The following is a 13530-nucleotide window of genomic DNA, read 5'->3' on the forward strand; positions in this document are numbered from 1 at the left end:
TAATACAATATTTTTGAGTGTTAATTGGCATGACCTTGTCGCATCACTCCACCTGTTGCAGGATCACCGCCGCCCACGCTGATTACTTGATGTAAATAAGCTGGCGCCGGTTGATCGATCAGCGCGTACAGATTAATCAGGTGACGACGGAATAGGTATTCAAAATCACTCACACTTTGTGCAGGGTTATAATCGCCGAACCACCAGAACCAATCTGACCCTTCACACAGCGCTAATTGCTTTTCAATTTGTGCTAATTGTGCCGCCGTAAAACTTCGTTTGCTAAGCGCAGCATCGACTTGTTGTTTTGCATCGCACAACATATCCCAACCGCGATTTTTATCTTTGTCACCAATCCAGGTGGAAAAAGTACCATACACCCAGCTACCCGCCACTAAGTGTGGCATAGCAACCGGTATTGGTTTTTGTTGATCTAATAAGTTGCTATAAGTGGTTAGTTCCAATTGTGGATGGTTACTTAAACGTTCATAGAGCGTGTGCAAAAAATGATAGGCATTTTCAGGGAAATATTCCCACGCATTTTCGCCATCCATAATGACCGAAATTACGGTGTTTTTAGTGTCTTTACCATGTTGTGCAATATTCACCATATGGCTAATCAAATCACCTACGGCATCGTCTGAATGCCATGTTGCATATTTAAATCCAATCAAGTCAGACAGCCCGTCATCGCGAAAAAACGTATTGATACGTGTGTTGTGAAAGTTGTAAGCGCGATGTAAGGATTGATGTGTGGCATGCAGGTGACTGGCAGCGGCATGATTTTCAGGGGCACGTAAACTATTGTGTAAAACTGAGTCGCCGGTAGCGGCCCAATCAAATTTTTCTGCATCGAGTAGCTGCAGTGTTTCATCGCTCAGCGCGCCTTCAGATGCCCAACAGCCGCGGGGCCTTACCCCAAAATAATGCTCAAAAACCTTGAGCCCTTCATGCAAATGCCAACGTGCTCGATTGCGGCCATCGGGATAAAAGTCGGCATTCGGCAAAGGGACATTGGGCATTGCTTGCTTCGCGCTATTGAGGTCAAGCAACAAGGGGACAATAGGATGTGCATAAGGGCTCATGCACAGTTCAATCTGCCCTGCTTCCGCTAATTTTCGGTAACGCGGGCCAATAGATGCGACCAATTCCCCGATGATTGTTAGTAGCTCTCGCCTATCTGCCATTGAATAATTGCGTTCTTTTTCTTGCAGTTTCTGAATGCGAGAATCGGTACGGCGTGGAATTTCTGCGAGCCAACTGATGTGATACCAAACGCATAAATCAATAATAAATTGCTCATTGAGGTAGCGACTAATAAATGGCTTCTCATCAAAGGTTCCAACAACATCGGCAAGTTCTTTATAAACAGGAAAGCGCTCAATCATTCGCTCGCGATTTGCGCGCAAATATTTTCGTGCGAGATCGGAAAACGCCATAGTGCCTGGCGCTGGTAAGTTAGGTTCTACCAATGAGGCAAGAACGGCATCTTTTATTTTTTCTCCGCGCGACAAATGCGCAGTAATTTGCTGCACATAGTCGTCGAGTTGTTCAAGCAAGATGGGGGCAAAGTTAACCACTGCTTTTGCAGCAGGCTGCGCCTCAATATGCGCAGCCATGTCTACATAATCTTTAATGGCGTGAAGGTATGTCCATGGAAAATAATATTCTCCTGTCACTATGTCGCGATAATCCGGTTGGTGCATGTGCCAGAGAAAAACAACCTTCGTTTTGCCATGATTAACCATTGACTTCATCCTGTCCTAACATGTCGGGAGTAACCAAGACGACACCTTTGGGCGATACGTGGAAGCGCTTTCTATCTTCTTCCAGGTCGTATCCAATAATAGTGCCATCCGGAATTTTGCAGCGGCGGTCGATTAATGCTTTGCGAATTTTGCAGTTTCGACCTACGTCTACACTTGGGAATAAAACGGAATCCTCAATTTCGCAATAAGAATGTACACGAACACGCGGGAACAACAGTGAATGCTTTACGGCAGAGCCTGAGATAATACAGCCGCCTGCAATTAATGAATCAACTGCATAACCACGGCGCCCTTCGTCGTTGAAAACAAATTTTGCGGGAGCCACTTGTTCTTGATAAGTCCAGATTGGCCATTCGGCGTCGTACAAATCCAGCTCGGGCGATATGCCGGTTAATTCCAAATTTGCTTCCCACAATGAATCAACGGTACCTACGTCACGCCAATAAGCATCGCCACCGGAAACTGGATCGCGGAATGGAAATGCGGTCACGCGATGGGTTTTGATCATTGAGGGAATAATATCTTTACCAAAATCATGTGATGAGTTTGGGTCATCACGGTCTTTCAGCAGTTCGCGAAATAACACTTTGGTACTAAAAACATAAATACCCATGGACGCCAATGCTTTGTCTGGTTTGCCATGAATAGGTTCTGGATTTTTCGGCTTTTCAGTAAATTTCACAATTCGAAAATCCTTATCGACATCCATCACTCCAAATGCATGGGCAATTTCTAATGGAACTTCGATACAACCTACGGTGATATCGGCGCCGCGTTCAACGTGGGCGGCAATCATGGTGCCATAATCCATTTTGTAAACGTGATCGCCGGCAAGAATGAGTACATATTCGGGGTTATGGCGGCGAATAATATCGATGTTCTGTACCACAGCATCAGCAGTACCCACGTACCAGGATTCACTCAAACGCTGCTGTGCAGGTAAGAGTTCTACGAATTCACCAAGCTCACCACCAAGAAAGCCCCAGCCGCGCTGCACATGTCGATCCAGAGAGTGCGACTTATATTGAGTGAGAACGCTAATACGACGAATACCCGAGTTGACACAGTTAGACAGAGGGAAGTCGATAATGCGAAATTTTCCGCCAAAATGAACCGCTGGTTTTGCTCGCCAGTCGGTAAGTTGATGTAATCGGGAGCCACGCCCGCCTGCAAGAATTATTGCCAGTGTTTCACGAGTAAGCCGACTTACAAAACGACCCGATGATTGTGTACTCATTAAATCTTCTTCCTTATGGCTATTGTGTTTGCAGATTATGAATTTTTTGTGACTGCGATGACTATAGCGAGAGCAATATCAGTGCCAATACATTGATCTGGCTCAAGGATTCAATTGTCACAAAAAACTTATGGTGCAATTAACAGTAAGCGAGTGCTTATTCTAAGTGCAGAGATAAGTGTAGCCTCAAGTTTGGCATTGAACCTGCAAATGCCAATTTTGGATGAAATTTTTTTTAAAAATTCGTGCAACAAAATAAGCAGATACTGGCTAAGCTAGCAGAGTAGACTCGGTTGATATTTTTTATGGCTATTTAGGCCGTCTCGGGTTTCGCTATGAAATGCTAAAGCCGCAACAATTAGACAGGAATTGATTGAATGATACATGCACAACAGGATAATAACTTGAGTCACGAGATGTTACGCATAGTGACTGCAACCCATCACGATCCATTTGAGGTACTTGGACGACACCCGCTGGGTGATAAAGCGACCGCCGATATGGATACACTGGTTCGTATTTATATTCCTGGTGCGCGTTCTGCGGCCTTGTTAATTGGTAATCAAGCAATTTCTATGGTGCGTGTTGAAGGCACGGATTTTTTCGTGTGGCGAGGCATGTCAAAGGATTTACCAATTCATTATCAAATTCATTGGTTTGATCGTCACAACCTGCCCCATACTGAATTCGACCCTTACTGTTTTGCCCCACAATTGGGCGATATTGATATGCACCTCTTTGCTGAGGGGCAACATTGGAACATCCACGAACATCTTGGTGCACACCCGCGCACGGTCGAGGGAGTTGACGGAGTGGTGTTTGCAACATGGGCTCCAAATGCTGAGCGCATTAGTGTGGTGGGTGATTTTAATGACTGGGATGGCCGCGCTCACCCCATGCGTGTGCGCGGTGGTAGTGGTTTGTGGGAATTGTTTATTCCCGGTGTTAAAGCTGGTGCTATTTATAAATTTGAGATTCGCAATCGCGCGTCAGGGGCAGTGTTTTTAAAATCTGACCCTTATGGTCAGGCGTTTGAGTTGCGCCCCCAAACAGGCACTATCGTCAAATCCTCATCGGAATATAAATGGCAAGATACTCAGTGGATCAATAAGCGGGAACACTGGAATTGGCAGGCATCGCCTATGTCTGTTTATGAAATGCACTTGGGGTCATGGCGCCGCGGCTGGGTGGGCGAGTTTTTAAACTATCGGGAAATCGCTCATCAGTTGGTGGACTATATAAAGCCGCTAGGTTTTACCCATGTTGAAGTACTGCCGGTTAGTGAGCATCCGTTTGACGACTCCTGGGGCTATCAAACAACGGGTTATTTTGCCCCAACCAGCCGCTTCGGTTCACCGGATGATTTCCGCTACTTTGTCGATTACCTGCACCAGCACGATATCGGCGTAATTCTCGATTGGGTTCCAGCCCACTTCCCCAAAGATGCCCATGCCCTCGCCCGCTTTGATGGCTCCGCACTTTATGAGCATGAAGACCCGCGCTTGGGTGAGCATCGCGATTGGGGTACCCTCATTTATAACTATGGCCGCAATGAAGTGCGCAATTTCTTGCTTGCCAGCGCGCTGTTTTGGCTGAAGGAATATCATCTGGATGGTTTGCGTGTGGATGCTGTGGCGTCGATGCTCTATCTCGATTACTCGCGCGAACACGATCAATGGCTACCCAATAAATACGGTGGCAATGAAAACCTGGAAGCTATGGATTTTCTTAAGCAGTTAAATGAGGTGTGCCACGGCCAAGTGCCTGGCGCATTAGTCATTGCGGAGGAGTCAACCTCCTGGCCGCAAGTGACACGCCCTACGTGGGTGGGTGGATTGGGCTTTTCCATGAAATGGAATATGGGTTGGATGCACGATACGTTGGATTATTTCAGTAAAGATCCAATCCATCGCCAGTACCATCACAATCAATTAACTTTTGGGATGATTTACGCGTTTACTGAAAATTTCCAATTGCCTTTCTCGCACGATGAAGTAGTGCATGGCAAAGGCAGTATGCTCAATAAAATGCCGGGCGATGACTGGCAAAAGTTCGCTAACTTACGTTTGCTCTACACCTATATGTACACCTACCCCGGCACTAAATTATTGTTTATGGGGTGTGAATTTGGCCAGTGGAGTGAATGGGCCGCTGGGCGCAGTCTGGAGTGGCATTTAATGGACTTCGCGCCGCATCAGGGTTTGCATGGCTTGGTCAAAGACTTAAATCACTGCTACAGAAATATGCCGTCACTTTATGAGCGCAGTTTCCGGCATGATGGCTTTGAGTGGATTGATTGCCACGACAGCACGCAGTCCATTATTAGTTACATTCGTAAAAGCGATGAGGGCTTTTGTATTGTTGTGTTGAATTTCACGCCTATCGCACGTGCAAACTACAGAATTGGCGTACCCGTTGCAGGCACCTATCACGAAGTGCTGAACTCGGACTCCAGTTTTTACGGCGGCAGCAATTACGGCAATAGTAGCCCCTTGGCTACACAAGAGGTGCCGTGGATGAACCATCAACAATCACTGGATATAAATTTGCCGCCGCTCGGTGCATTAATTCTCAAGCTTTCTTAAATAGTTAAACAAGGACCACTCATGCAGAAAATTCTCTTTGCAACCAGTGAGGTTTATCCACTTATTAAAACTGGCGGCTTGGCTGATGTGGCGGCCAGCTTGCCGCGTGCATTGTTAAAACTGGGCCAAGACGTAAAAATTTTACTACCGGCTTACGCCAGTGTGATGCAAAAATTAACGAGCGGAGTGAAAGAAGTTGCGCAGCTTCAAATTGAAGGGCGCATAGTTTCGATAAAACAAACACGCCTGCCCGGTTCACGGGTCACTGTGCTGTTGGTTGATATTCCAGAGTTTTCCGCGCGCGACGGTAATCCATACTGTGGTCCCGATGGATCTGATTGGTTTGATAACCACAGTCGCTTTTATCTCTTTGCCAAAGCAGCGGAATTAATTGCGCTGGATGAGGCGCAATTGGATTGGCGACCGACCATAGTGCATTGCAATGATTGGCAAACCGGTTTGATTTCTGCCCTGCTCTCTTTGCACCCCGAACGCCCAGCCACCGTTTTTACTATCCATAATCTTGCTTATCGCGGTCTATTTTCTTATCAAGCATTTGCAGAGTTAAACCTGCCACCCGTTTTTTGGCACCACGAGCGCTTGGAGTTTTACGGGCAATTGTCATTTATGAAAGGTGGTTTGGCATTTGCGGATTACATCACTACTGTCAGCCCAAGTTATGCGGCAGAAATCCAGCGCCCGGAATTTGGTTGTGGCCTGGATGGGCTTATGCGCTATCGCAATGAAACTCTGGCTGGAATATTAAATGGCATTGACATGGATGAGTGGAATCCGGGTAACGATGCTCATATCACCGTCAATTACAACCGCCGCACCTTGGGTAACAAGGTAAAAAACAAGGTGGCGCTGCAGGTTGATCTTGGCCTGACTGTGGACGAAAAAATCCCCTTATTGGGGTTTGTGGGCCGCTTGGTGGATCAAAAAGGTATAGACCTGATTCTGGCTCAAATGCCACAGCTGCTGGCCGCTCCTTGTCAATTAGTCATATTGGGGAGTGGCTTTCCTCATTACGAAGCGGCATTGCAAAAGATCGCTGCTGAAAACCCTGCACGGGTTTCCGTCACCCTGGGTTACAACGAAAGTTTTGCGCATCGCATTGAGGCCAGTAGCGACATGTTCCTGATGCCATCGATTTTTGAACCTTGCGGCTTAAATCAGCTTTACAGCCTGCGCTATGGCACCCTACCCATAGTGCATGCGGTAGGTGGGTTGCGCGATACTGTTTTTGAACAGCAAGGCGATGAACCCGATGATCAAGCCAATGGATTTGTTTTTGAGCACCCCACGCCGGCGCTTTTATTTGCGGCCATCGAGCGTGCAATTGCTGCCTATAAAGATCCTTTGCTATGGAAACAGTTGCAGCTAAATGCTATGAGCAAAGACTTTTCGTGGGATGTTAGTGCGCAGAAGTATCTCGCTATTTACGACAAGCTGTTGCAATAGGTTGATGTCTGGCGCTACGAGTTAACAAACTGCTACCGCCTGTTATTTGAAAGTGTTACAGGCATCGACACTTCCTTGTTCGAAGCCTCGTTTGAACCACTCTACCCGTTGTTTTGAGCTGCCATGTGTAAAGCTCTCGGGGCGTACAACTCCCCCCGCTTGTTGCTGTAGTTTGTCATCACCAATGGCGGCCGCAGCAATAAGCGCTTCTTCAATGTCGCCATCTTCCAGCATTTGCCGCTCCGTATTTGCATAATGACCCCAAATACCTGCATAACAATCTGCTTGAAGCTCTTGTTTGACGGATAACTGATTAGCTTGCTCTTTTGAAGCTCGGTTTTGCGCCTGGCTAACTTTTGCAGAAATCCCGAGCAATGTTTGTACGTGATGGCCTACTTCGTGAGCGATCACGTAAGCTTGTGCAAAATCTCCGGGAGCGCCGAGCTTGGTTTTCATATCTTCATAAAAGGCTAAATCGATATAGAGCTTGTGGTCTCCGGGACAATAAAATGGCCCCATCGCCGACTGCGCATAACCGCAGGCTGAACTCACCGCATTGCGGAACAGCACCAACGTTGGCTCTTGATAGGTCAACCCCCGTTTTTTAAATTCCTGATGCCAGGTGGATTCGGTATCAGCGAGAATTACCGAAACAAAATCTGCCAGCTCTTGATCTTTTGCTGAAAGTTGTTGGTTGTTGGACTGGCCCATGGTACTGGGCGGCGTGGCGAGCTGTAGCAAGTCATAACCCATAAACTTGGCACCAAAATAAACCACAACAGCTACCACCAATAACGTTCGTCCTGTTTTAGTGCCTAATAAAATCGGTAAAATTCTGCCCACTGCCGATAGACCACCCATCGCACCCATGGAAGATGAACTGGCGTTGCGTCTATCCTCTACATTGTTACTGCGACGACCTTGTTTCCAACGCATAAATATTTCTCAAGTAGTTAACTTCATGAGCTTTAATTGGCTGTAAGTTAATAGTTAAATGAATTCAAAGCGCGATACTATAGACACTGCAACCAATCAGCGTCAGATCACCTGCTACCGTTGATTACCGTCTAGTGTGGGCAGGTAATACCATAATGACAACAGTTTATTTCAAGCAGTAAATTCGTATAACTCAGGAGTTTTTATGTCTACAAGCCCCTTGGCTGGCCAACTCTTACCGGCAGACCTGTTGGTAGATCTTCCCAAATTAATTGATGCCTATTACACCAATACGCCTGATGTAGGTATCCCTGAGCAGCGTGTCAGTTTTGGTACCTCCGGTCATCGTGGCTCCGCATTCAATACTAGTTTCAATGAAAACCATGTGCTCGCGATTAGCCAGGCAATTTGCGATTACCGCAAACACGCCGGTATTACCGGCCCTCTCTATGTCGGAATCGATACCCACGCACTTTCTGAACCTGCACAAATCAGTGCAGTTGAAGTGCTGGCCGCCAATGGTGTTGAGATCATGCTCGCTCATGGTGGCGAATACACACCAACGCCGGCGATTTCCCATGCTATTTTGACTTACAACCGTGGTCGTACCAGTGGGTTGGCCGATGGTATTGTTATTACGCCGTCACACAATCCACCAGACAACGGCGGCTTTAAATACAACCCGCCCAATGGTGGCCCTGCGGATAGCGATATCACTAATTGGATGCAGGCACGCGCAAATGAGTTGCTGGAAAATAATCTGCGTGATGTTAAACGTATGGATTATCACCAGGCACTCAAAGCAGCCACTACGCACCACCACGATTATGTTCATCACTACGTGAAAGATTTGATTAACGTTATCGACATGGAAGCCATTCGCAGTGCAAATGTGTACATGGGCGCAGATCCACTCGGTGGCGCAGGTGTTAATTATTGGAGTGCGATTGCCGACCACTACCAGCTGAATTTAAAAGTACTCAATACCAGTGTTGATAAAACCTTTTCATTTATGACTGCTGACTGGGATGGAAAAATCCGTATGGACCCATCCTCTGCCTACACCATGCAAGGTATGGTTGATCGCCGTAATTTATTTGATGTCGCATTCGCTTGTGATGCGGATCATGATCGCCATGGTATTGTTGCGCCCAGTTGCGGTCTGTTGCCACCCAACCACTATTTGGCGGTAGCGATTGAATATCTTTTTCAAAATCGCCCGCAATGGGGTGCAGATACTGCGATTGGCAAAACCGTTGTCAGTAGTGCAATGATTGACAAAGTGGCGAAAAAAATTGGCCGCCGTTTATACGAAGTGCCTGTCGGCTTTAAATGGTTTGCACCGGGTTTATTTGATGGCTCACTTGGTTTTGGCGGTGAAGAAAGTGCTGGTGCATCTTTCCTTCGCATTGATGGTAGTGTGTGGACAACCGATAAGGACGGCATTATTCCATCGCTATTGTCGGCCGAAATTAAAGCCAAAACCGGGCGCGACCCTGGTGAGTGCTACAAATTATTAGCCGATGAATTTGGCCATGCAGCAGAGGCCCGTGTAGAAGCTCCAGCGAATAGCGCACAGAAAAAAGCGTTGTCAAAATTATCCCCTGAGCAAATAACTTCAACTGAGTTGGCCGGTGATGCTATTGAAAGTATTTTGACACACGCCCCTGGCAACAACGCTGCATTTGGCGGCATTAAAGTGATGAGCAAAAATGGCTGGTTTGCCGCACGCCCATCGGGCACTGAGGAAATTTATAAAATTTACGCAGAAAGCTTTAAAGGCAAAGAACACTTGCAACAGCTGATTGCCGAAGCACAAGTAATTGTCGATAAGGCAATTACCTAAATAAACAGCAGTTGCTCGAATAAAAACGCCCGAGTAATCGGGCGTTTTTATTTATTTCTTATGGCTTGGGCAGTGGGATAAAATCACTCTCCCCTTCCACCATCGCAAAACCTTTGTTTTCCCAACGTTCAGCGGCAGCGCGTATTTTTTCGCGTGATGACGCAACAAAGTTCCATAAAATAAATCGCTCACCAGACAATGGCTCGCCGCCGAGCAAGAAGACACGCGCATCGTGAGTGGTTTCGATGACTGCATTTTCCTCCAATACCGCCAAGTGAAATTCAGGCACCTCTTCACCATTCACAGTAACATTGCCCCAAGCGACATAAATAGCCAATTCTTGCTGGGGGAAATCTGGCACGTAGCGTGTACCCGCTCCCAAGGCTAAATCCAGATAAGTTGTTACACTCGCCGTTTTTACCGGTGATTCAACTCCAAACGCATTTCCAATAAGCACTTGAGCACTCATCGTGGGTAAGTTGACTGATGGAATAATATCTGCCGGATAATGCGCAAAAGAAGGGGCGCAATCTTCAGTGTTAGTGGGCAGCGCCAACCAAATTTGAATTCCCTCAACCGGAATACTGCCCGCGCGTATATCTTCAGGCAAACGCTCGGAGTGAACAATTCCACTCCCCGCCGTCATTAAATTAATAGCGCCCGGTTCAATGCGCTGATGAAAACCCAGGCTATCTTTATGCATCATGGCGCCGGAAAATAAATAGGTCACTGTCGCTAGACCAATGTGTGGATGCTGGCGCACATCATCAGCGGTGGTGCCCACACTAAACTGGGCAGGTCCCATATGATCAACAAAAATAAACGGGCCAACACGTTGCTGCAAACGTGACGGCAATAAACGTTTGACAGTAAAACCAATATCCTGAACGCGCGGTGGAATGATGAGTGTCATAACCTGCTCCTAAACGACCTGAGTGTTTATGCTAATGATGGCGTGGGATAACAATTTGTGAATCGGACATTTCTCAACAATAGCTAAAAGTTGTTGGCGCTGCTCTTCAGTTAAGTTGCCAATAAATTCCAGTTGGAGTGATAAATTATATTCGCCGGTTTTTTCTTTACTGCTATCGCGCACAACCTCCGCATTAATCGACTCCAGCGGCATGCCGCGACGTTTGGCAAACATTGTCAAAGTGATTGCTGTGCAAGCGGCGAGAGATGAATCCAGTAAATCATGCGGGTCTGGTGCTGAGTCTTCGCCACCTACGTCTGTGCCAACGTCGGCAAAAAACTGATGGCTATTTACGCTGATACGTTGACGGTAAATTCCGGTTAAGTCTTTTTGTAATGTAATCATTTAAATTTACTCGATTTATTCAAATCTTAAGGGTCAAATTCGACAATTGATTGGCAGATCTTTTAATTCCACATCGGTGCGATTCTCTCCCACTGCGTGCATACCTGGAGGCACTGCGCCTTTACCACATAGCCAGGATATAGGGCTTTGTGGTGAGTCTTTTACAATAATGGGTTGCACACTAAGAATTTTATCTTTAATGGAAGGGTGCGCTTTGTTACCAAAATGTATGTGGAATGCGCCGTCTTTTAATTCAATCCAATCCACATAGTTGCCTAACAATTTTTCCGGTTCCGGAATACCTGCCTCTTTATTGTTCTTTAAAAATACCAGGGTGCTTTTGTGATAATAGACAACGAGTTTTTTGTAGTCCTCAATTAGCTCCATTGACTCCAAAACCTGACGGCGTGCAATGGTCGGGTCGGCTTTTGGGATAGCCATTAATGCCAATATTGCAATAATCGCCACCACTACCATCATTTCAATTAGAGTAAAGCCACGCGTTTTTTTCACACCGATTCCTTCTTTTACACAAGGGATATTAACGAATAAATTTTGCTACATACCAACAGCTGGCATGCAGTTCATAGCCTTGGGACTTTGCCCATGTGAGCCCTGCGCGCACCAGTTTCTCTGCAAGCCCCTTGCCACGGAATTCAGGTGGCACATAAGTGCTGGTGAAATCGATAGCCGCTGTAGTGCCATTGGTGAATAACCTATAGGCCAATATCGCTTCACCGCCTTCATAATGAATTACAAATCGCTGTTGGTCTGTCAGGTGCTGCACATTTGTCATTAGCTGCTACTCCAAGGTAAGTGCCTAGTGTAGAACACACGGCATAAAAAAATCCCCCAGTGTGCGTACAGCTGGGGGATTTTCCGGCGACAGATTATGGGTTATTTAAACCTTGGTGCCCCACAAATCGTACTCATCCGAGTGCTCGATCAATACATTGATCAAATCACCGGCTTTTACATTCTCTTCGCCGTTTAAATAAACACAGCCGTCGATTTCCGGTGCATCCGCAAAGCTGCGGCCAATGGCGCCCTCTTCATCAACTTCATCAATCAATACCTGCAATACCTGCCCTACTTTCTGTTTTAAACGCTCAGTAGAGATTTTTTGCTGTAATTGCATAAAGCGATCATAGCGCTCTTGTTTGATCTCATCCGGCACGTGATCTGGCAAGTCGTTGGCTTTGGCGCCTTCAACGGGCGAATACTGGAAACAACCAACACGATCCAATTGCGCTTCTTGCAGGAAGTCGAGCAATTGTTGGAAGTCGTCTTCTGTTTCACCGGGGAAGCCAACAATAAAGGTCGAGCGAATGGTCAGGTTCGGCACCTGTTCGCGCCAGCTCTTGATGCGCTCCAGGGTTTGTTCAACCTGACCTGGGCGGCGCATTTTACGTAACAAGGTTGGGCTTGCGTGCTGGAACGGAATATCCAAATAAGGCAGTACCTTGCCCTGCGCCATCAGTGGGATCACGTTATCTACATGCAAATAGGGGTAAACATAATGCAGGCGAACCCACACGCCCAATTCGCCCAGTGCAGCGGCTAACTGGTACATATCGGTTTTGAGTGGTCGGCCATCCCAGAAATCCGTGCGGTGTTTGATATCTACGCCGTAGGCAGAGGTGTCTTGCGAAATCACCAATAGTTCTTTAACGCCGGCTTTAACCAAGCGTTCCGCCTCACCCATTACTTGGCCAATCGGACGGCTCACAAGTTTGCCGCGCATGTCGGGGATAATGCAAAAGCTGCAGGAGTGATTGCAGCCTTCGGAGATTTTTAAATAAGCATAGTGACGCGGAGTGAGCTTGATGCCCTGCGGCGGCACCAGATCAGTAAACGGGTTATGGCTTGGATTGGGTGGCAAGTGTTCATGCACTTGCGACAGCACCTCTTCATAGGCGTGTGCGCCGGTAATGCCCAGAACATTAGGGTGAACTTGAATGATTTCGTCCTTTTTAGCGCCCAAACAACCGGTCACCAGCACCTTGCCATTTTCCGCCAAGGCCTCACCAATTGCTCCCAGCGATTCCTGTACCGCGCTATCGATAAAACCGCAGGTGTTTACAATCACCATATCGGCATCGTTATAGGTGGGTACTATGTTGTAACCCTCGGTGCGTAACTGGGTAAGAATACGCTCTGAATCCACCAGGTTCTTAGGGCAGCCGAGCGACACAAAACCAATAGTATTGCCTTTGCTGCTACCAGTTTGTGCTTGGCTTGCCAACGTTTTGGCTGGAGTATCCAAGGTGGTGGTTTGTGAAGGGTCGAAGGTATTTACAGTCATAGTATCTCAAGGGATAGGTCGGTCAAAAAAGGCGGCTATTGTAGGGGGTTGCAGGCTAATTTGCATGCAG

At 47.0% G+C, this 13530-nt stretch carries 11 protein-coding genes; 3 read left to right on the top strand and 8 right to left on the bottom strand.

Going from position 1 to position 13530, the window contains the following annotated elements:
• Positions 1 to 20 precede the first annotated feature (20 nt).
• Both D0B88_RS13335 and glgC read right to left on the bottom strand, forming a co-directional pair.
• Positions 21 to 1748 carry a glycoside hydrolase family 57 protein gene (locus tag D0B88_RS13335; RefSeq protein ID WP_151057753.1) on the bottom strand — a complete coding sequence of 576 codons (1728 nt, stop codon included), beginning with the start codon at positions 1746 to 1748 and terminating at the stop codon, positions 21 to 23.
• Entirely contained in the window at positions 1741 to 3006 is a 1266-nt protein-coding gene (glgC, locus tag D0B88_RS13340) for a glucose-1-phosphate adenylyltransferase (RefSeq protein ID WP_151057755.1), read from the bottom strand. The genes D0B88_RS13335 and glgC overlap by 8 nt, the downstream gene beginning before the upstream one ends.
• A 377-nt stretch (positions 3007 to 3383) precedes the next feature.
• Here glgC and glgB point away from each other — a divergent pair, with 377 nt between their 5' ends.
• A complete protein-coding gene (gene glgB, locus D0B88_RS13345; RefSeq protein ID WP_050976994.1) occupies positions 3384 to 5591 on the top strand; it encodes a 1,4-alpha-glucan branching protein GlgB in 2208 nt (735 codons plus the stop codon).
• Between the two features lie 21 nt (positions 5592 to 5612).
• Positions 5613 to 7055: a glycogen synthase GlgA gene (gene glgA / locus D0B88_RS13350; RefSeq protein WP_151057757.1), complete on the top strand. Its 1443-nt coding sequence runs from the start codon at positions 5613 to 5615 to the stop codon at positions 7053 to 7055.
• Between the two features lie 42 nt (positions 7056 to 7097).
• Here the strand turns inward: glgA and D0B88_RS13355 are convergent, their stop codons facing one another.
• The gene (locus D0B88_RS13355) at positions 7098 to 7991 is read right to left on the bottom strand and encodes a neutral zinc metallopeptidase (protein WP_151057759.1); all 894 of its coding nucleotides are present in this window, start codon (positions 7989 to 7991) and stop codon (positions 7098 to 7100) included.
• Between the two features lie 205 nt (positions 7992 to 8196).
• Here D0B88_RS13355 and pgm point away from each other — a divergent pair, with 205 nt between their 5' ends.
• Positions 8197 to 9837, top strand: a complete 1641-nt coding sequence (gene pgm, locus D0B88_RS13360; protein WP_007641278.1) for a phosphoglucomutase (alpha-D-glucose-1,6-bisphosphate-dependent) — start codon at positions 8197 to 8199, stop codon at positions 9835 to 9837.
• Between the two features lie 58 nt (positions 9838 to 9895).
• Here the strand turns inward: pgm and D0B88_RS13365 are convergent, their stop codons facing one another.
• The 5 genes from D0B88_RS13365 to rimO all read right to left on the bottom strand — a co-directional run bounded on the left by D0B88_RS13365 (position 9896) and on the right by rimO (position 13460).
• Complete coding sequence (locus D0B88_RS13365; protein ID WP_007641279.1) at positions 9896 to 10750, bottom strand: pirin family protein; 855 nt, start codon at positions 10748 to 10750, stop codon at positions 9896 to 9898.
• Between the two features lie 9 nt (positions 10751 to 10759).
• Positions 10760 to 11155, bottom strand: coding sequence for an OsmC family protein (locus D0B88_RS13370; protein ID WP_151057761.1), 396 nt, complete (start codon positions 11153 to 11155; stop codon positions 10760 to 10762).
• Positions 11156 to 11188: 33 nt separating this feature from the next.
• A complete protein-coding gene (locus tag D0B88_RS13375) occupies positions 11189 to 11668 on the bottom strand; it encodes a prepilin-type N-terminal cleavage/methylation domain-containing protein (RefSeq protein WP_007641281.1) in 480 nt (159 codons plus the stop codon).
• A 28-nt stretch (positions 11669 to 11696) separates the two neighbouring features.
• A complete protein-coding gene (locus D0B88_RS13380; protein ID WP_007641282.1) occupies positions 11697 to 11951 on the bottom strand; it encodes a GNAT family N-acetyltransferase in 255 nt (84 codons plus the stop codon).
• Between the two features lie 105 nt (positions 11952 to 12056).
• A complete protein-coding gene (gene rimO / locus D0B88_RS13385) occupies positions 12057 to 13460 on the bottom strand; it encodes a 30S ribosomal protein S12 methylthiotransferase RimO (RefSeq protein ID WP_151057763.1) in 1404 nt (467 codons plus the stop codon).
• Positions 13461 to 13530 lie beyond the last annotated feature (70 nt).

It is taken from the genome of Cellvibrio sp. KY-YJ-3 (assembly GCF_008806955.1).
In the GTDB taxonomy this organism is placed as follows: Bacteria; Pseudomonadota; Gammaproteobacteria; order Pseudomonadales; family Cellvibrionaceae; genus Cellvibrio.